The organism is Kitasatospora sp. HUAS MG31 (assembly GCF_040571325.1).
Classification (GTDB): Bacteria; Actinomycetota; Actinomycetes; order Streptomycetales; family Streptomycetaceae; genus Kitasatospora; species Kitasatospora camelliae.
Genome location: NZ_CP159872.1, coordinates 5,698,189 through 5,716,062, shown reverse-complemented (window position 1 = coordinate 5,716,062; position 17,874 = coordinate 5,698,189). Strand labels below are relative to the sequence as shown.

The following is a 17,874-nucleotide window of genomic DNA, read 5'->3' as shown; positions in this document are numbered from 1 at the left end:
CCACCAGGCCCCCGCCTCGTCCGCCACCGGCTCCATCAGGTGCGGGTGGCGGGGCACTCGGGCCACTGCACGAACTCGTACCCGGTGAGATGGTCCTGCACGAGCTCCGCCACGAGGCAGGTGAGCCGCGCGGACGGAAGCGTCACATCCACACCGCGCCAGAACCGCGGCTCCTCAGCGGTCCACCACAGCACCAGTGCCCGCACCTCGCCCCGGGACTCCTCGCCCAGTATCCACCGGACCTGACGGGGAACCCGGTCCGGGACGGTCCGCAACAGATCCCGACCGACACGCGCACACGCATCACCGAGCCCGGCCGGCACACCCTCATTCGGCGCACCGGCCAGGCTCCAGGTGCCGAGAATCAGCATTTCGCCAAGCTATCAAGCAGAGCGAAATCCGACGCCGGATCCGGGTCATTCAAAACGCCACATCAGAAGGTCGCCCTGGTTGTGGAAATTCCGAAAAGGGAGTGAACTCCCCGGAAGTTGAGGATCCGCTTCCCACGCCGCCAACAGGGGCGGGAACCGATGGGGCAGTGGTGCCCGTTTTGAGAATTTCCGACCGCAATCCGAGGCGAAATCGCTGGTCAGCCGCATCCGGTTGACGACCGTCTGGGGTGGGGATAAATATCTGGTGCCCCATACGAACCATCTGATAGGTTGCTCAACATCCCCAGGACGCGACCCCAGTCCGCGATGCCTGCGACCACCCCGGCAAAAAACCGACCCCGTCAGCCCACTGTCGACGCATTCCTGCGACCCGCCGCACCATTCAGGAATTCAACGGATTTCACCGAACACGGTCGGCATTCGCCCGTGACCCCGCCGCACGAGGATCAGCGCCATGCCCGCCCTTGATTGTTCGTTCACGCACTTATGGGTCCCCGGGTTCCGAGGGGCCGATGGCCTTGGCTTGGCACGGAGGAATCGATGTCGTACCGAGAAACTCGAACACTGACTCCTGACAGCTGTCGCATGTGCGAGAAGGTCGGGATGAGAGTGTGCGGCGGCGATTGCCCGTGCGGCGCCTCCGGCGGCGGCCCCGGCCACGACGGCTCCGACGACCGTCCCGCCCGCCGTGCCGAAGCCGGGTACGTCCCGCCGGCGGTGGTGGCCCTCGACCGGCGGTTACCCCAGCCCCGCCGATCGCCCCGTCCCGACACCCGCCAGCGGTGTCCCGGAAGCGCCTTGGAGGAGGAGCGGAGACGAATCCGGGACGACATCCACGACGGCCTCAGCGGCACGCTGGCCGGCATCCGGCTGCGACTCGACACGGCGGTCTCCCGGCTCGGCCACGACCCGGGTCTGCGCCGCCTGGTCCTGGACGCGGCCGCCGAGACCGCGCGTGCCGTCGAGGAGATGCGGTCGGCCCTGCACGGGCTCGTCCCGCCGGACCTGGCGACCGACGAGGGGCTGACCGTCGCCCTGCACCGGCTGGTCTCGCGGACGGCCGACGCGAGCGAGGAGGTGCTGCTGGTCGCGGACCTTCCGCACGAACCCCTCAGGCTGGCCCCCGTGGTGGAGGCGGCCGCCTACCGGATCGCGGCCGAGGGACTCGGCAACGCGCTGCGCCACTCCTGCGCCGCCACGGTGACCGTCCGCCTGCGGGCCGGGCGGACCTGCCTGGTGCTCGACGTCCTGGACGACGGTGTGGGCATCGGGCGGACCGTCGACCGGGGCACCGGCCTGCGGTCGATGCGCCGACGGGCGGAGGAGGCGGGGGGCTTCTGCGTGGTGATGCGGGTGCCCGGTGGAACGCTGGTACGGGCCATGTTGCCACGGGGGGAACGATGACCGTCCGGGTCTTCCTGGTCGAGGACCACCCGATGTTCCGCGAAGGCGTCCGCCACGCGCTGGAGGGTGCCGAGGGCATCCAGCTGCTCGGCGAGGCCGCCTCGGCCGCGGACGCGCTGGGCCAGCTGCGCGCGCTGGACCCGGGGCCGGACGTGGTGTTGATGGACCTGCGGCTGGGCGGCGAGTCGGGCATCGACGTGACCCGGTCGATCACCGGCGGCGCCGGCCGGTCCGACGACACCGGCCGGTCCGACCGTGCCGCGGGGCCGGCCGACGCCGGTGAGACGGCTCCACAGGCCGCGACCCCCCGGGTCCTGGTGATGTCGGCCTCCGAGGAGGACGACTGCGTGGTGGCCGCGATCCGCGCCGGTGCCCGCGGCTACCTGGTGAAGGGCGCCTCGCGCGAGGAGCTGTGCCGGGCCATCACCACCGTGGCGACCGGGGCCGCGGTGTTCTCGCCCTCGGTGGCGCTGCGGCTCGGCGGCTACTTCGAGGCGATGCGGCAGGGCGGCTCGGGGCGCGTCGCGTTCCCGGACCTGACCGAGCGCGAGCGCGAGGTGCTGGACCTGGTGGCCCGCGGCTGGAGCAACCACCGGATCGCCCGAGAACTCACCCTGGCGGAGAAGACGGTGCGCAACCACGTCTCGCGGGTGCTGCGGAAGCTGGAGGTGGAGCGGCGCGCCGAGGCGATGGTCCGGGCGCGCTCCGCCGGACTGGGCGAGTGAGCCCGGACGCGGAGCCCACGGTCAGACCCGGTGGCGCGGGGTGAGCAGGCCGCTCTCGTAGCCGAGGATCACCAGCTGGACCCGGTCCCGGGCGTCGAGCTTCTCCAGCAGGTGGCCCAGGTGCGTCTTCACCGTCGCCGCGGAGACGTGCAGTTCCTGGGCGATCTCCGCGTTGGACCGTCCGGCGCCCACCAGCTGGAGCACCTGCCGCTCCCGGCCGGTGAGTCCGTCCAGCACGGGCGGCGGCCCGGCCGGTTCGGTGGCCGGGTGGCGGCAGAACTCCGAGATCAGCCGCCGGGTGACGCTCGGCGAGAGCAGGCTCTCCCCCGCCGCCACCACCCGGATCGCGTGCAGCAGTTCGGCGGGCGGGATGTCCTTGAGCAGGAACCCGGCGGCTCCGGCCCGCAGCGCCGCGAAGACGTGCGCGTCCACGTCGAACATGGTGAGCATCAGGACCCGGACCCCCGGGTTCCGCTCGCAGATCGCCCGGGTGGCCTCGACGCCGTCCGTTCCGGGCATCCGCACGTCCATCAGCACCACGTCGGGCCGGTGATCGGCGACCAGTTCGATCGCGGCGGCGCCGTCGGCCGCCTCGCCGACCACGGTCAGGCCGGGTTCGGCGTCGATCAGCATCCGGAAGCTGCCGCGCAGCAGGGCCTGGTCGTCCACCACCAGGACACGGACGGGCTCGGTCACACGGTCCTCCACACGTTCGTCCATCCGCCCGGGGGCGGGGCGCCCACGGGTCCGGGCCGGCCCGGCGGTCCCGGGCGGTCCGCCGGTCCCAGTCGGCCCGTCCTGCCGGTCCTGCCGGTCCTGATCAGGGCTCCTCCCCCACGGACGCCGCGGCCCGGTACGGCAGTTCGGCCCGGACGGCGAAGCCGCCGCCGGACAGCGGCCCGGCGTCGAACCGTCCGCCGAACAGCTCCACCCGCTCCCGCATGCCGATCAGGCCGTGCCCGTGACCGCTCCCCCGCCCGGCCGCCCCGGCTGTCCCGGCGGACCCGTGCCGCGCCGGGTACCCGTACCCGCCGCCGTGGCCCGTGCGACGCGCGGCCCGGCCCACGGCGGCACCCTCGTCGGTCACCGCGATCCGCAACTCCCGCCCGTCGGCGACCAGTTCGACCCGGCAGCGGGTCGGCCCGGCGTGCTTGAGCACGTTGGTCAGCGCCTCCTGCACCACCCGGTACGCCGAACTCTGCACCCCCTGCGGCAGATCGGCGGTGCCCTCGGTACGCAGCTCGGCGGTGAGCCCGGCAGCGGTGGCCCCGGCCACCAGCTCGGGCAGCGCCGCGAGCCCGGGCGCCGGTCGCAGCCCGTCCACGCCGTCGTCCTCCGGCCCGGACCCGCCGGCCCGCAGCACGCTGAGCATCTGCCGCATCTCCGTCAACGCCGAGCGGCTGGCCGTCTCGATCACCCGCAGGGCCTCGCCGGCCCCCTCCGGGCGGGTGGCCAGCAGGTGGTTGGCCACGCCGGCCTTCACCGCGATCACCCCGACGTGGTGCGCCACGATGTCGTGCAACTCCCGGGCGATCCGCAGCCGTTCCTCGGCCACGGCCTCGGCGGCGACCCGCCGGGCCGAGCGGGCGGCGTGCGCCCGCCGTTCGCGGACCGCCCGGCCGAGCACCCAGGACATCCCGGCCACGGCCAGGCCGGCCAGGTGGACCACCGCGTCCTGCCCGCCGCCGCCCGGGGAGCCCGAGACCAGGAGCAGCACCAGGACGCCGCCGCTCACCGCCCCGATCACCGGGGTGGGCACCCGCCGGGCCGGGGTAGTGGCGGCCACCTGGTAGAGCGCGAGGGCCACCGCGAGGAACGGCTCCCGGACGGCGCCGGCCACCGAGGCCACCACCGAGGCGGCCGTGACCACCGCGCAGGTCGCCGCCGGGCGGGCCCGGCGCAGGGCCAGCGGCAGGCCCATCGCGGCCGCGAGAGCGAGCCGGACCGACCACCCGCCGCTGGAACTCCACGCCGGGCCCGGCAGGGCCAGGAACAGCGCGGTCAACAGCACCGCCACCACGCCGTCGACGGCCACCGCCTCGCTTCGGCGCAGCGGCCGGACCACGCCGTCGCGGTACAGCGTCTGCCAGGTCGGCGGGAGTTGGGCCACGAACTCACCGTAGCCGCTCGGGCATCACCGGCGCCTCAGCCGCGGGGATGACCGACCACGGGTGGAGACGCCGCCGGTGGAGCCCGCCGTCTCCACCGCCGGGTGGAGGCCTCGGTTCGGAGCGCCGGCCGATGTGCCGCGGTCCCGCCTCCCGGCAGCCTTGACGGCGTGATCGAACTACGGCAACTGACCAAGCGCTATCGCGAGACCGTCGCGATCGACGGGCTCTCCTTCACGGTCCGGCCCGGCCGGGTGACGGGCTTCCTGGGTCCGAACGGGGCCGGCAAGTCCACCACCCTGCGGATGATGCTCGGCCTGGACCGCCCCGACCAGGGCGACGTCCGGTACGACGGCAGGGCCTACCACGAGCTGCGCGAGCCGCTGCGGCACGTCGGCGCGCTGCTGGAGGCCAAGGCCGTGCAGAGCAGTCGTACCGCGTACCACCATCTGCTGTGGCTCGCCCAGACCAACCGGATCGGGCGCGCCCGGGTGCGCGAGGTGCTCGGCATGGTGGGCCTGGAGTCCGTCTCCTCCCGTCGGGCCGGCGGCTTCTCCCTCGGCATGGGCCAGCGGCTCGGGATCGCGGCCGCGCTGCTCGGCGACCCGGAGGTGCTGCTGCTGGACGAGCCGGTCAACGGCCTGGACCCGGAGGGCGTGCGCTGGATCCGCACGCTGCTGCAGGGCCTGGCCGCCGAGGGCCGGACGGTCCTGGTGTCCAGCCACCTGATGAGCGAGATGGCGATCACCGCCGAGCACCTGGTGGTGATCGGGCGCGGCCGGCTCCTCGCCGACACCAGCATGGACGCGTTCATCGGCGACAACTGCCGTCCCCAGGTGCTGGTGCGCACCTCGGAGCCGGACCGGCTGCTGGTCGCCCTCGCCGGCGCCGGGCTGACGGCGCACCAGGAGGAGCGCGGCGCCGTGGTCGTCGACGGCGCCGGAACGGAGGAGGTGGGCCGGATCGCGGCCGGGGCCGGGCTGGTCCTCGGCGAGCTGGCCACCCGCACCGCCTCCCTGGAGGACGCCTTCCTCCGTCTCACCGGCGACGCAGCCCAGTACCGGGCCGAGGCCTTCACGGGGAGGGACCAGCATGTCCACTAACGCGCCCACGGCCGTGGTCCGGGCCGAACTGACCAAGATCCGGACGGTCAGGTCGACGCTCGTCCCGCTCGTCATCGCGCTGGTCGTCAGCGTCGGGATCGGCGTGATGAACGGCGCCTCGGCCCGCTCGGCGATCGACGCGAAGAGCAACCTCCTGCGCTCCGACTTCAATCCGGTGGACGCCGGCTTCGTGGGCGTCCAGTTCGGCCAGCTGGCCCTGATCGCCTTCGCGGTCCTGCTGGTCTGCACCGAGTACGGCAGCGGCATGATCCGCACCTCGCTCGCCGCGGTGCCCGGGCGCGGCCTGTTCTACCTCGCCAAGATCACCGCCGCCACCACGGTGGCCCTGCTGGTGGCCGTCCCCACCGCGTTCCTCGCCTTCCTCGCCTCCCAGGCGGCCCTGGGCCCGCACGGCGTCGCGCTCGGCCATCCCGGAGCGCTGCGCGCCGTCCTCGGGGCCTGCCTCTACCTGACGCTGATGTGCCTGTTCTCGGTGGGCGTCGCGACGATGCTGCGCAGCACGGCGCTCGCGCTGTCGCTGCTGTTCGCCTTCGTCTTCGTGCTCTCGCCGGTGGCCAACGCCGTCCCGGCACTGCGCACCGCCGCCCGCTACCTGCCCGACCACGCGGGTGCCGAGGTCATGAAGGCGGATCCCGGCCTCAGCCCGGTGACCGGTCTGCTGGTCCTCGCGGCCTGGGCGGCGGCCGCCCTGCTGGCCGGCTACCTCACCCTGCGCGGCCGGGACAGCTGACCGGACCGCACCCCTCCTTCGCCGTGCCCGATCCGACGGTGCGCCCGATCCGACGGTGCGCCCGGGCGAGCCGGGATCCCCGACGGGACCAGAACAGGACGGATGCCCCACGCCATGGGGACGCCCTCCCGCATACGTTCTTCAGTGTCCGAACGGACAGGCGGGGCCGGCCGGTCGGCCGACCCGGCAACCTCAATCCCTGGGAGGGACACCATGGAGAACACCGCTGTGTACGAGACCCCGGCCCTGGTCGAGATCGGTGACTTCACCGAGCTGACCCTGTGCACCCCGTGGGGCAGCTGCCGTGACTTCCTCGGTTGCGGCAGCGCGCCGATCTGCGTCGGCTGACGCTCCGTCGTAGCACCAGCCGGTAGTCAGTAGCACACGATCCGGCCGAAGCAGGAGGCCGACGGTCGCGGACCATCCGCTGCCGTCGGCCTCCCGCACGCCGGGACGACGACGAGGGACGACGAGGGACGGGGACAGTGCAATTCATGATCTTCCCGGACTGTCCGGGAGCCGGCGAGCTGCTCGTCGGACACCGCGCCGGAGCCGGGGCGACGAGGGTGGACCACCACTCGGGCCGTCCCTGGCTGGTCGGCCACTGGGACGCGTCCGACCTCACCCTGATCACCGCAGGCCCGCGCCGGCTCGCCGTGTTCGGGCGGACCAGGTTCGATGCCGGACAGGCCGAACGCCTCCTCGACCGCGCCCGTTCCCCTTACGACCTGGACCGGCTGGCCGCCCGGATCCCCGGTGGCGTCCACCTGATCGCCTCGTTCGACGGCCGGGTCCGCGCCCAGGGGTCCGTCTCCGGTGCCCGCCAGGTGTTCCACACCACGGTCGGCCGGCTGACCGTCGCCTCCGACAGTCCCGCTCCGCTCGCCGCGCTGGCGGGTGCCGAGGTCGACGAGGTCTCGCTGGCGCTGCGGCTGCTGTCCCCGCTCGCGCCCTGGCCGCTCTCCCAGCGCTGCACGTGGACCGGTGTCGAGCCGCTCTCCGCCGGCCACTGGCTCGATCTGGGCACCGACGGCCGGTCCCGCCAGGTGCGCTGGTGGCACCCCCCGGCGGCCGAGCGGACGGCCGAGGAGGCGGCGCTCGCGGTGCGCGAGGCCCTCACCGAGGCCGTCGAGGTCCGCTCGACCGGTCACGGCACCATCAGCGCCGACCTCTCCGGCGGGCTCGACTCCACCGCGCTGTGCTTCCTCGCCCACCAGGTCGGTGCCGAGCTGAACACGTACCACGTCACGCCGTGGGATCCGGCCAACGAGGACTCCCGCTGGGCCCGGCGTGCCGCCGAGGAGATGCCGGGGGCCACCCACCGGATCCTGCCCGCCGAGCGCCCCGCCAACTGGTTCGACGCCGCCCCGGCCGGCGACGGGCCCGGTACCGGCGGCTCGGGCCGGCCCGACACCGGCGAGGGCCCGCCGCTGTGGGGCGCCGGCTCCGCCCATCTGGTCGACCTGACCGCGGTGGTGGCCGCCGAGGGATCGCGGATGCACCTGATGGGCGTCGGCGGTGACGAGCTGTTCGGCGCGATGCCGGCCTACCTCTGGTCGCTGATGCGCAGCCGGCCCCTGCAGGGCGTCCCGGTGGTCCGGCGCTACCGCCTGCTCAACCGCTGGCGCCTGGCGGACACCGTACGCGGCCTCGCCGACCGGACGTCCTTCGCCCGCCACCTCACCGTCGCCGCGCGCGAGTTGACCTCCCCGCCGGCGCGCCAGCCGGCGCTGGAGCTCGGCTGGACGGGCGGCGCCCGGATGCCCCCGTGGGCCACCGACCACGCGGTCCGGCTGGTCCGCGGCGCCCTCCTGGACGCCGCCGCGACCGCCGTCGCCCCGCTCGACCCGGACCGGGTCCGCCACCAGGTGATCGAGTTCTGCCTGTACGAGGGCGCGCTGATCCGGCAGACCCGGCACGCCTGCGCCGCCTCCGGCGTCGAGTGGGACGCGCCGATGCTGGACGACCGGGTCCTGGAGGCGTCCCTCTCCGTCCGGGTCGCGGACCGCGTCCGCCCCGGCCGGTACAAGCCGCTGCTGGTCGACGCGATGCGCGGCAGCGTCCCGGACGACGTCCTCGACCGCTCCGACAAGGGCGAGTTCAGCGCCGAACTGTTCGAGGGGCTGCGCCGCAACCGGGACGCGTTCCTGGCGATGTGCGAGCGGCTGCGCCTGGCGGAGCTCGGCCTGGTGGAGCCGGCCACCCTCCGGACGGCCCTGCTCAGCCCGTCCCCGGAGAGCCGGCACCTGACGCCCTTCCAGTCCACCGTGGCCTGCGAGAACTGGCTGCGGACCACCCCCGTGCCCGCCGCGGCCGCCCACCACTCCCGAGGGGAACGCTGATGACCGTCGCCCTGCCCCGCCACGTCCTGGCCACCGAGACCGAGTCCGGCCTGGTCCTGCTCGACGAACGAGGCGGCCGCTACTGGCAGTTGAACGGCTCCGGTGCCACCGCCCTGAGACTCCTGCTGGCCGGCACGTCGGCACGGGACGCCGCCGAGGAGCTCACCCGCGGCACCACGGTCGGCCCCGAGCAGGCCGCCGCCGACATCGCCGCCCTGCTGAACGCCCTGGGTCAGGCCGGACTGGTGGTGGTCTCGTGAGCATCCCCGTCGTCTCCGAGCACCGCGTCGTCCTCGGCCTGCGGATGGGCGCGCTGGCCCGGGTCTCGGTCGGCATCGCCCGGGTGCTCGTCCTGCTGCCGCCCGGCCGGCTGCGCCGGGTGCTCGCCGTGCTGAGCCGCGGCAGCCGCCCCGCCACCGAGCGGCAGGCCGCCTTCGCCCGCCAGGCCGCGGTGACCGTCAGCGTCCGGTGTGCCGGCCTCGGCTGCCTCCAGCGATCGGTCGCCGCCGCCGTGATGTGCCGGATCCAGGGCGCCTGGCCGGACTGGTGCACCGGATTCCGTACCGAGCCGTTCGGCGCACACGCCTGGGTCGAGGTGGACGGCCGCCCGGTCGGCGAGCCCGCCGACATGTCGCGGTTCCAGACCGTGATCGCCGTCCGCCACCCCCGCTCCGGCCGGCAGCCGGCCGCGGCCCCGTACCCCCGAGGGAGGCAGGCATGAGCGCACCGGCCGTGCACTGCGAGGACCTGGTGAAGCTCTACGGCGGGACCCCGGCCGTCGCCGGCCTCGATCTCACCGTCGAAGCCGGCACCGTCTTCGGCTTCCTCGGCCCGAACGGCGCCGGGAAGTCCACCACCATCGGCATGCTCTGCACCATGCTCCGGCCCAGCGCCGGCCGGGCCACCGTGGCCGGCTACGACGTGGCCGCCCAGCCGGAGGAGGTGCGCAACCGGATCGGCCTGGTCTTCCAGGAGTCCACGCTGGACCTCGACCTCTCGGCCGAGGAGAACCTCCGCTTCCACGCCGAACTCTTCGGTGCCCCGCCGCGCCGGAGCAGGCCCGTGATCGCCGCACTGCTCCAGCTGGTCGACCTCACCGACCGCAGGGACACCGCCGTCCGCGACTTCTCCGGCGGCATGCGCCGTCGGCTGGAGATCGCCCGGGGCCTGCTCAACACCCCCCAGGTGCTGTTCCTGGACGAGCCCACCACCGGCCTCGACCCGCAGACCCGGGTCGCCATCTGGGAGCACCTCGGCCGGATCCGCCAGGAGTGGAACACCACGGTCTTCCTGACCACCCACCACCTGGAGGAAGCCGAGTACTGCGACCGGATCGCGATCATCGACCACGGCAGGATCGTCGCCCAGGGCACCCCGGCCGAGCTCAAGGCCGTGGTCAGCGACGACACCGTCCTGGTGCGCACCGGTGACGACGCGGCGACCGTCACCGCCGTCCGCGAGCGGTTCGGCCTCACCGCCGAGGCCGGCCCGGACGGCGTCCTGGTCAGGGTCGCCGACGGCGCCTCCTTCGTGCCCCGGTTCTGCACCGAGATCGACGTCCCCGTGCACTCCGTCAGCGTCACACCGCCCTCGCTCGACGACGTGTTCCTGCACTACACCGGCCGCAGCATCCGCGACACCGACGGCGGCCGGGCCACCCTGGGCGACCTCGGCAGGAGGGACGTATGAACGAGATCTCGGCACGTGTCGCCCCAGGCCCGCGCACTTCTCCTGGCGTCGGCACCGGCTCCGGCGGCGGCACCGGCTCCGGCTCCGGCTCCGGCACTGACGCGAAGGCGGTGCCCGCGCCGACCCCGTCCGTGGGGATGGCCGACCCGCTCCGCCGCAACGCCCGGGCGATCAGGATGCTCTGGCACCGCGAGGTCGTCCGGTTCGGCCGCAACCGGGTGCAGATCGGCATGGCCCTGGTCACCCCGCTGATGTTCCTGCTGGTCCTGGGAACCGGCCTGCAGGCCACCCAGAGCGGCTCGGACGCCGGATTCGACTCCTACCGCGCCTACCTGTTCCCGGGCACCCTGGTGATGGCCACCCAGGCACCGGCCATCGCGGTCGGCATCTCCGTGGTCTGGGACCGCCAGGCCGGCTTCCTGCGCCAGGCACTGGTCGCCCCGGTCCGGCGGGAGAGCCTGCTGCTCGGCCTCGGCCTGGGCGGCGCCACCTCCGGCGCGCTCTACGGCGGCATGGTGCTGCTGATCGCCGGCCTGGTCGGGATCCCGTACCACCCGCTGCTGCTCGTCGCGCTGCTCGAAGTCGCCCTGGTGGCCCTGGCGTTCACCTCGATCGGGATGCTGGCCGCGGTCTGCATCCGCCGGATCGAGGTGTTCCAGGTGGTGGTGAGCCTCTGCCTGATGCCGCTGATGTTCTTCTCCGGCGCGATGTTCCCGGTCGGCGGCCTGCCCGGCTGGCTCGGCGTCGCCGTCCTGCTCAACCCGCTGACGTACGCGATCGACGCCATCCGCCGTACCCTGCCCGGCGACGTGCACATGGGCGGCTACGCGGACGGGCCCGCGATCTTCGGCTGGACCCCGCCGGTGATCGTCGAGCTCGGCTTCGTCGCCCTGCTGGCGGTCACCGCGCTGGCCGTCGCGGCCCGCCGCTTCTCGCGGGGGGAGTGAGCCGTCGTGCGGACACCCAGGGGGGACACGCGGGTGGCCGGGGTGGCTGGCTCCAGCCGGCCGGGTGGCCGGGTCGCCCGGTACGCCGACCTGGTCGGCACCCTGGTACGGCTCGGCCTGGCCGCGGTCTGGTTCGTCGCCGGCCTCTCCAAGCTGACCGACCCCGGGGCGAGCTACCTCGCCGTGCGCGCCTACGAGTTGCTGCCGAACGCGCTGATCCGGCCGGTCTCGATCGGCCTGCCGCTGCTGGAACTGCTGCTCGGCCTGTTCCTGCTGCTCGGAGTCGGCACCCGGCCGGCGGCGATCTGTTCCAGCCTGCTGCTGCTCGCGCTGATCGCCGCCATCGCCCAGTCCTGGGCCCGCGGGCTCAGCATCGACTGCGGCTGCTTCGGCGGCGGCGGTGAGATCGACGCCGGACGGACCCGCTACCCCCAGGAGATCGCGCGGGACACCGGCTTCCTCGCCCTCGCGCTCTGGCTCACGATCAGGCCGCGCACCCTGCTGGCGCCGGCCACCACCGACACCCGACGGACGGAGGCCCCCACATGACCAGGACCACCCAGGACCCGCGGGCCGAGCTCAGCTCCCAGGCCCGCGCCACCATCGAACAGCAGCAACGCGAGCGGCGACGCCGGCGGGGCGTCCGGACCCTGGTGGCCGTCGTCGTGACGGCCGCCCTGGCCGGCGGCATCACCCTGGCCACCCGGGCCGACGACCGCTCGGCGGCCGCGCACGTCATCCCCGCCCAGGACACCGGCCACGTCCGCGCCGCCTACTACGGCACCCGGGACGGCATGACCGTCGTCTCCGGCGGCGCCGCACCCCACACCCTCGACCTGTACGCGGACTTCCTCTGCCCGCAGTGCGGCCGGCTGCACAGGACCCTCGGCACCGCCATCGAACAGGCCACCGAGTCCGGCAAACTCCAGGTCCGCTACCACATGGTCCCGCTCCTGGTGGACTTCTCCAACCCGGCCGGCTACTCCCTTGACGCCGCCAACGCGGCCCTGTGCGCCGCCGACGCGGGCCGATTCCTCCCCTTCCACGCCAGCCTCCTCACCGACCAGCCCAGGGAAGGCCGCCGGGGCCACGACCGCTCCCAGCTGACCGACCTCGGCCACCGGCTCGGCATCACCGACCAGACCTTCGACACCTGCGTCAGCACCGGCACCTACGACACCCGGCTCCGCCAGGAACTCACCCGCGTCTCCGCCGACCCCACCCTGCACCAGCCCAACACCCGCAACCCCCGCTTCGGCACCCCCACCGCCCTTGCCGACGGCACCCACCTGGTCGACCTGACCACCACCGACTGGCTGGACCAGCTACTCACTTCCTGACCGGCCGACAACCCCACCCCACGCGAGGAGCAGCAACCCCGCCGCTCCTCGCGCACTCGACGAAGCGATCGTCGAACTGCACGACGACCCGGTCCCGTTGAACGCCTGAACCGACATCGACTGACTTACCGTGACCTCTACCTCGGGCGCCTTCCCAGCGCCACTCCGGACGACGTACGGAGCGCCATCGGCGTCGTACACAACACCTCGCTGCTGGACCGGCGCGTCGAACCGCGGGTCGGTGGCCGGGCCGGCCGGCGGGTGCACCAGCCGGCCCTCCGCGTCCCGCTCGGTCTCGGCCCGGAACGCACTGTCCCCGGGCGGCATCCCTGGCTGTCGACCGGTCGCCCGCTCGGATGCCGGCGGCCGTCAGGACTCGGCGAAATCAATCTCCGTGGAGTAGGCGCCCAGGGAGGTGGCCGAGGTACCCGGGGGCCCGAGCGACCGCTCGGCAGCCCCGCTCCCGGCATGCTCCACTCCATCCTGACGTTTCCTGGTCCCGGACGAAGAGTAGATTCACCCACTGACACGACCTGGCGCGTCCGGCAGTCACCTTGCTACTGACCCACTTGACTCACCAGACACCCCACTGGTCGCATAATCCATGAAGGACCAGCGCCTCCGCTGATGAATCAAAGGTGAAATGGCGGCACGAACTTGAATATGACGAGACTGGCGGGATGTCATCGACCCCTGAACGCCGCTGCTGGTCCCCAGAACTTGACCCGGACAGCAGAAAGGGCCGGTAGTGGTTTCCCAACTACCGCCCCTGATCTGCGACTTATTGATCAGAAACTCAATTGGTTCTCGTCAAGGGTGTAGCGCACGTGCGGACCGTGGAAGTAGCCGCGGACGATGTGAGGCTGGTGCTGGCGGCGGCGGAAGAAGCGTCGCGCTTCGGCCGCGAGCTCGGCCTGGTTGCGGGCCCGGTGGCTCGTGGGCAGGCTGCGCTTGAGGTCGGCGTTGACCAGTTCGTCGGGGTTCAGCTCGGGCGAGTAGGACGGCAGGAAGTGCAGCTCGATCTGGTCGGCGTGGTCGGCCAGCCAGGCGCGGACCTTCTTGCTGCGGTGGGCCGAGTGCCGGTCCACGACGAGGTGGACCTTGCGGTCGAAGTGGCAGGCGAGCCGGCTGAGGAAGCGGCACATGACCTGCGCGTCGAAGGTGCCAGTGAAGACCATGAAGTGCATGCGGCCCTTGGTGCTGATCGCGGACATGGCGTTGACCGAGAACCGGTTCCCGGTCCGGCGCACGATCGGGGTCCGGCCCTTCTCGCCCCAGGTCCGGCCGCTGACCTGGTCAGAACGGATGCCGACCTGGTCGGCGAACAGCACCTCGGCGCCCTCGGCCTTCGCCTTCGCGCGGATCGCCGGCCACGTTTCCTGCAGCCAGGCACGCACCGCCTCGGGATCCTGCTCGACAGCCCGCTTGTCCGGACGCTGGAACGACAGCCCCCAGCGGCGCAGGTACTTGCCCACCCCCGGCTCGGTCAGCCGGACCCGATACAGCTTCGCGATCAGCGCACCCACCTGGGAACGCGTCCACAGCTGACCGACAAGCCCCAGCTCACAGGGCTGGTGGTCGAGCACGGCCTGCCGCACCGCCGCCTGCTCTGCCTCGGACAACACCTGATGCTCCCCGACCCGTCGCCCGCGGGGCCGCCCGATCAGCGCCTCACGACCGCCGGCCAGCCACCTCGCCCACCAGCCGTCCACCGCCTTCAACGAGACCTTGAACACCGCCGCGACGTCCTCGCGATCCCGGCCCTCCACCAACGCGGCCACCGCCCGCAGCCGCAACGCCTCCTGCGCCGACGGCGACAAGTGCCGCGCATCCCCCACCAGTTCACTCACGCGATGTTCAACGATCCAGAACCCCTACCGTTTCGGATCAATAACGTCGGGACGACAGGATTTGAACCTGCGACCCCTTGACCCCCAGCATCGACAATGGATTCCATCGCCATCTACCACACCCCGCCCTGACCCACTCTGACAGGTAGTGCCCGAGTTTGACGGCCAGCTACCTCTATCCCATTCCACGGTCATCACAGCATCGCGTCCCCGCAGAGTCCCCGGGACCGGTGCCCCAGTCTCCAAGCCGTCCCTGATCGGCTCCGAGGCCTGCAGCCCTGTTGAGCGAGGCGCCCTAAAGATGGCCCCTTCCCTCGGGAAGTCCAGAAGTCGAGGATGCGCCCTCTTGAAAACGATCAAATCCTGTCCGAGGGGCTTCCCTTCAAGAAGCTCGCCGACCAGACCTCCTCACCCCTATCCACGGCGCCGTGGAGGAGGTCTTCGAACTGGCCTTCCCTTCGTTGACCAGGAGCGCCAAATGGCCATGCGAACCCGTGCTCGCCATCAGGCACGCCGCCCTTGCACTGCGATCGATGTCGAGAACGCCATAGCGGTGATCAGCTGGGTTGCTCGTCGGCTTTTTTCTGGTTTCGGTGTGCCTGCGCAGCTGGTTGGCGCCTTCCTTGTGCCCGAACTGGGATGCGAGGGTGGCGAGTTGATTGATGAGATGCGCTTTTGTATCGGCGGGCATGTCCTTGATGAGGTCCTGAAGGACTCTTGCGGTGGCGACCCAGGAGTTCGCCGGGTCGTAGGCTGATACCTCGGCGACAAGCATGCCGAGCTGGCTGATGGATTCGGTGGAGAGGTCCTGTGGGTGGCGTAGGACGAGGTGGGCCAGCGCGAGGCTCGGGTCCTCGCGCAAGGCGTCTCGCAGTGAGCGACTGAGGTCGAGTTCGCGGCGGTGTTGTTCCTCCTTCAGGTTGTGTTCGTGGATGGATCTGAGAGAGTGCAGGGCCGAGGCCATGTCGTCCGGCGTCGCCCATAGGCGTGCGGAGGCCCAGCTGACAGTCACCGAGGCGTCAGATATCGCCGCTGGAAGACCGAGGCGGGCATTGACTCGCTTCTCGACAGTCACTACGTCGGGCAGCGAATGGTCGCGCGCTATGTCGCGGATAATGTTCAGGACGTGGTCGGTTGCCGCGGCCTCGGGGTCGTGATGACGGGTCGCCCCGGGTGAGTCGGACCAGCGGCCGGTGACCTCGAAGTGGAAGCGGAAGCACTCGGCAGCACTGGGCACGGTTCCTTCGACATGGAGGCGCCCCTCGCGTTGTTCTGGAACGGGACTACGTCTGCGGAACACCGGTGTGGCTTCCCGAGTTGGCGGGGTCCGCTTGCCTGACACAGGTGATCAGCTCGTCGCGCAGGCGGGCGCGCTCAGTCAGTTGCTTTGTCGGCTCGGACGGCTCCCAGTGAGTGGCGAGCCGGTTGAGGCTCAGGAAGCGAACAGCACGGTTCTCGTCGGGTCCGTCGTGGACCGCCCGGGCGAAGACGTCGAACACGGCACCGCGAGTATCTGGTGCGGTATTGGCGCCATCCATCCACACGCTGAACGCCACGACCGCGGGATCGGGGAGGGGGTCGTGTTCGAGCACGGTGCGCCAGCTCTGCACGATCCACGGGAAGTCGTTCCCCTTGTCCTCGCCCACCAGCAGGAATGGTGTGCCGTCTTCGTCGCTGCGGCCTGCGAGGTGGAGGAAGGCGTGGCTACCGGAGCTGCGGACCGTCGCCTTGGAGTTCGCGGCCCAGCTGCGAAGGACGTTCCTGACCTTCTTCCTCTGGTCGGGGTTGTCCCACATCTCGTTGATCGCCTTACCCACCGCGTCGGTGATCTTCTGATTGCCGCTTTCAGCCAGCGCGTCGAGCCGCAAGAGCGCCTCCCGTGGATAGACCTGGCTCACCTGCCGGCACACCGCAGCCAGGGTCGCGCGCAGGGCGACGGGTTCATCCTCTTTCCGTGCCCATTCGAGGATCTTGTTCCTGACCATGCGGCCGGTACCGGCGTCCACGGCGGCGACCGACAGGAGGTCTCGGGCGTGCTCCCTGAGTACCTTCTTGGCCGACCACTGGGTTGCCACCGACTTGAGTAGTGCCACGGAGCGGGTCTTCTGGGTGTGGCGAAGGACCCACTCCGCCACGCGGTCGGCCAGTTCAAGCCCGAGATCTCCCTCGAGTTCGACGGCTTGGGTGGCGGTCCACTGCGTGAAGCGGTCGGCAAGGTGAGCGCGGTCCACCAGGAAATACTCGACGACGGCCTCCGCGTATCCCTCGGAGGGCAGGGTCACGGTACCGTCGGCCGAGAGCTCGGCGCCGGTCATGTGGGTCAGCTCGATGATGCCCGGCCCCTGCTGACCGGGCCTCGGCACGGGCGTCTCCCCCAGCGCCTCCGCGAGGCTTTCCGCGGCGGGGTAGATCTTCTCGACCGGGGCGCCGTCCATAGTCGCAGCCGCGAGAAGGTAGTTGCGGTGGTCGCTGTCCGGGTGTCCGATGTGCCAATCGCGCAGCTGGTTGCGCCAGTCGGCGCGGGCCTCGATGACTCGGTCGATCCGCTTGTTGAAGGCAGCCTCTACATCGTCCGCTGTCGCAGACGGGAGCAACGCAGTTGCCGTCCTGCGCTCCTCTTCCCTGATGGCGTCAGCCCAGCGCTTCACCTCGCCCGGGAGTCGGCCGCTGATCGCCTGGGCGATTCGCAGGTTGTCGCTCCACAGCCCGGGATCCTCGCATTCCGGAGCGGCTGCCAGATAGGCCCGAAGAACGCTCTTCACCTCTGCTGCCTCGAGCGTGACCGCGGCGTGGTCGCCGCCCTGCCGGACGGTCTCCCACAGTTGAGGACTGGCCAGTACGACGAGATAGGACCCGGCGTCCTTGAGGGTGGAGGTCTTTTGCAGCGAATAGCCGAGCCTGCTCACTGTGTCGGCCCTCGGCACGCAGGTCGAGGATCCAGCCCACTCCGCGCTGCCCAGCCAGGTCGTCCACAGCGAAGGAGTCGTCCGGCTCCCGCAGGAAGCGCTTGAGCGTCAGTCCTTTCCCGCTCAGGCCCCGTAGCAGGTGCAGGGCAGTGGTCTGGCGGCCAGTGCCGGTGTCTCCGATCAGGACGAGGACGTTCTCCCTGAGCAGGACAGTGGCGGCTTTGTCCTCGTTCTCGGGCGGCACGTAGACGGCGAGCTGCTCCTCCACCCAGGTCCTGCGCAGGTCGGTGTTGCGCATCCTGTTGATGATGTTCTGG

18 protein-coding genes are annotated in these 17,874 nt (G+C 71.8%); 12 read left to right on the top strand and 6 right to left on the bottom strand.

All coding sequences use genetic code 11. The features are described from left to right. Positions 1-35 precede the first annotated feature (35 nt). Entirely contained in the window at positions 36-371 is a 336-nt protein-coding gene (locus tag ABWK59_RS25585) for a hypothetical protein (RefSeq protein WP_354642957.1), read from the bottom strand. Positions 372-1,190: 819 nt separating this feature from the next. Here ABWK59_RS25585 and ABWK59_RS25580 point away from each other — a divergent pair. Next, positions 1,191-1,796: a sensor histidine kinase gene (locus tag ABWK59_RS25580; RefSeq protein ID WP_354642956.1), complete on the top strand. Its 606-nt coding sequence runs from the start codon at positions 1,191-1,193 to the stop codon at positions 1,794-1,796. Then, positions 1,793-2,521, top strand: a complete 729-nt coding sequence (locus ABWK59_RS25575) for a response regulator transcription factor (RefSeq protein ID WP_354642955.1) — start codon at positions 1,793-1,795, stop codon at positions 2,519-2,521. Before ABWK59_RS25580 ends, ABWK59_RS25575 begins: the two co-directional genes overlap by 4 nt. Positions 2,522-2,542: 21 nt before the next feature. Here the strand turns inward: ABWK59_RS25575 and ABWK59_RS25570 are convergent, their stop codons facing one another. Beyond that, complete coding sequence (locus ABWK59_RS25570) at positions 2,543-3,241, bottom strand: response regulator (RefSeq protein ID WP_420492853.1); 699 nt, start codon at positions 3,239-3,241, stop codon at positions 2,543-2,545. Positions 3,242-3,341: 100 nt separating this feature from the next. Further along, the gene (locus ABWK59_RS25565) at positions 3,342-4,631 is read right to left on the bottom strand and encodes a sensor histidine kinase (protein WP_354642953.1); all 1,290 of its coding nucleotides are present in this window, start codon (positions 4,629-4,631) and stop codon (positions 3,342-3,344) included. 168 nt (positions 4,632-4,799) lie between these two features. Between ABWK59_RS25565 and ABWK59_RS25560 the strand changes: the two genes are divergently transcribed. The 10 genes from ABWK59_RS25560 (at position 4,800) to ABWK59_RS25515 (ending at position 12,801) form a co-directional block, all read left to right on the top strand. Continuing rightward, a complete protein-coding gene (locus ABWK59_RS25560) occupies positions 4,800-5,732 on the top strand; it encodes an ATP-binding cassette domain-containing protein (RefSeq protein ID WP_354642952.1) in 933 nt (310 codons plus the stop codon). Beyond that, entirely contained in the window at positions 5,722-6,483 is a 762-nt protein-coding gene (locus ABWK59_RS25555) for an ABC transporter permease (RefSeq protein WP_354642951.1), read from the top strand. The genes ABWK59_RS25560 and ABWK59_RS25555 overlap by 11 nt, the downstream gene beginning before the upstream one ends. Positions 6,484-6,696: 213 nt before the next feature. Further along, entirely contained in the window at positions 6,697-6,831 is a 135-nt protein-coding gene (locus tag ABWK59_RS25550) for a lasso RiPP family leader peptide-containing protein (protein ID WP_354642950.1), read from the top strand. 146 nt (positions 6,832-6,977) lie between these two features. Beyond that, a complete protein-coding gene (locus ABWK59_RS25545; RefSeq protein WP_354642949.1) occupies positions 6,978-8,825 on the top strand; it encodes an asparagine synthase-related protein in 1,848 nt (615 codons plus the stop codon). Next, positions 8,825-9,085, top strand: coding sequence for a lasso peptide biosynthesis PqqD family chaperone (locus tag ABWK59_RS25540; protein WP_354642948.1), 261 nt, complete (start codon positions 8,825-8,827; stop codon positions 9,083-9,085). Before ABWK59_RS25545 ends, ABWK59_RS25540 begins: the two co-directional genes overlap by 1 nt. Then, positions 9,082-9,546: a lasso peptide biosynthesis B2 protein gene (locus ABWK59_RS25535; protein WP_420492852.1), complete on the top strand. Its 465-nt coding sequence runs from the start codon at positions 9,082-9,084 to the stop codon at positions 9,544-9,546. The genes ABWK59_RS25540 and ABWK59_RS25535 overlap by 4 nt, the downstream gene beginning before the upstream one ends. Next, positions 9,543-10,514, top strand: coding sequence for an ATP-binding cassette domain-containing protein (locus ABWK59_RS25530; protein WP_354642947.1), 972 nt, complete (start codon positions 9,543-9,545; stop codon positions 10,512-10,514). The genes ABWK59_RS25535 and ABWK59_RS25530 overlap by 4 nt, the downstream gene beginning before the upstream one ends. Then, a complete protein-coding gene (locus ABWK59_RS25525) occupies positions 10,511-11,461 on the top strand; it encodes an ABC transporter permease (protein WP_354642946.1) in 951 nt (316 codons plus the stop codon). The genes ABWK59_RS25530 and ABWK59_RS25525 overlap by 4 nt, the downstream gene beginning before the upstream one ends. 42 nt (positions 11,462-11,503) lie before the next feature. Then, on the top strand, positions 11,504-12,010 hold the full coding sequence (locus tag ABWK59_RS25520) for a MauE/DoxX family redox-associated membrane protein (RefSeq protein WP_354642945.1): 507 nt from the start codon (positions 11,504-11,506) through the stop codon (positions 12,008-12,010). After that, the gene (locus ABWK59_RS25515; RefSeq protein ID WP_354642944.1) at positions 12,007-12,801 is read left to right on the top strand and encodes a DsbA family protein; all 795 of its coding nucleotides are present in this window, start codon (positions 12,007-12,009) and stop codon (positions 12,799-12,801) included. Before ABWK59_RS25520 ends, ABWK59_RS25515 begins: the two co-directional genes overlap by 4 nt. A gap of 788 nt (positions 12,802-13,589) precedes the next feature. On the opposite strand, the gene ABWK59_RS25510 is transcribed toward ABWK59_RS25515, so the two are convergent. The 3 genes from ABWK59_RS25510 to ABWK59_RS25500 form a co-directional block, all read right to left on the bottom strand. Then, positions 13,590-14,651, bottom strand: coding sequence for an IS630 family transposase (locus ABWK59_RS25510; protein WP_354642943.1), 1,062 nt, complete (start codon positions 14,649-14,651; stop codon positions 13,590-13,592). Between the two features lie 382 nt (positions 14,652-15,033). Beyond that, a complete protein-coding gene (locus tag ABWK59_RS25505; RefSeq protein ID WP_354642942.1) occupies positions 15,034-15,888 on the bottom strand; it encodes a hypothetical protein in 855 nt (284 codons plus the stop codon). 46 nt (positions 15,889-15,934) lie between these two features. After that, the gene (locus tag ABWK59_RS25500; protein WP_354642941.1) at positions 15,935-17,557 is read right to left on the bottom strand and encodes a hypothetical protein; all 1,623 of its coding nucleotides are present in this window, start codon (positions 17,555-17,557) and stop codon (positions 15,935-15,937) included. Between the last annotated feature and the right edge of the window lie 317 nt (positions 17,558-17,874).

Bases quoted from the DNA above. Each gene is read 5' to 3' on its own strand.
- ABWK59_RS25585 (WP_354642957.1), bottom strand. From the start codon at position 371: ATGCTGATTCTCGGCACCTGGAGCCTGGCCGGTGCGCCGAATGAGGGT.
- ABWK59_RS25575 (WP_354642955.1), top strand. From the start codon at position 1,793: ATGACCGTCCGGGTCTTCCTGGTCGAGGACCACCCGATGTTCCGCGAA.
- ABWK59_RS25570 (WP_420492853.1), bottom strand. From the start codon at position 3,241: ATGGACGAACGTGTGGAGGACCGTGTGACCGAGCCCGTCCGTGTCCTG.
- ABWK59_RS25555 (WP_354642951.1), top strand. From the start codon at position 5,722: ATGTCCACTAACGCGCCCACGGCCGTGGTCCGGGCCGAACTGACCAAG.
- ABWK59_RS25550 (WP_354642950.1), top strand. From the start codon at position 6,697: ATGGAGAACACCGCTGTGTACGAGACCCCGGCCCTGGTCGAGATCGGT.
- ABWK59_RS25545 (WP_354642949.1), top strand. From the start codon at position 6,978: ATGATCTTCCCGGACTGTCCGGGAGCCGGCGAGCTGCTCGTCGGACAC.
- ABWK59_RS25540 (WP_354642948.1), top strand. From the start codon at position 8,825: ATGACCGTCGCCCTGCCCCGCCACGTCCTGGCCACCGAGACCGAGTCC.
- ABWK59_RS25530 (WP_354642947.1), top strand. From the start codon at position 9,543: ATGAGCGCACCGGCCGTGCACTGCGAGGACCTGGTGAAGCTCTACGGC.
- ABWK59_RS25525 (WP_354642946.1), top strand. From the start codon at position 10,511: ATGAACGAGATCTCGGCACGTGTCGCCCCAGGCCCGCGCACTTCTCCT.
- ABWK59_RS25515 (WP_354642944.1), top strand. From the start codon at position 12,007: ATGACCAGGACCACCCAGGACCCGCGGGCCGAGCTCAGCTCCCAGGCC.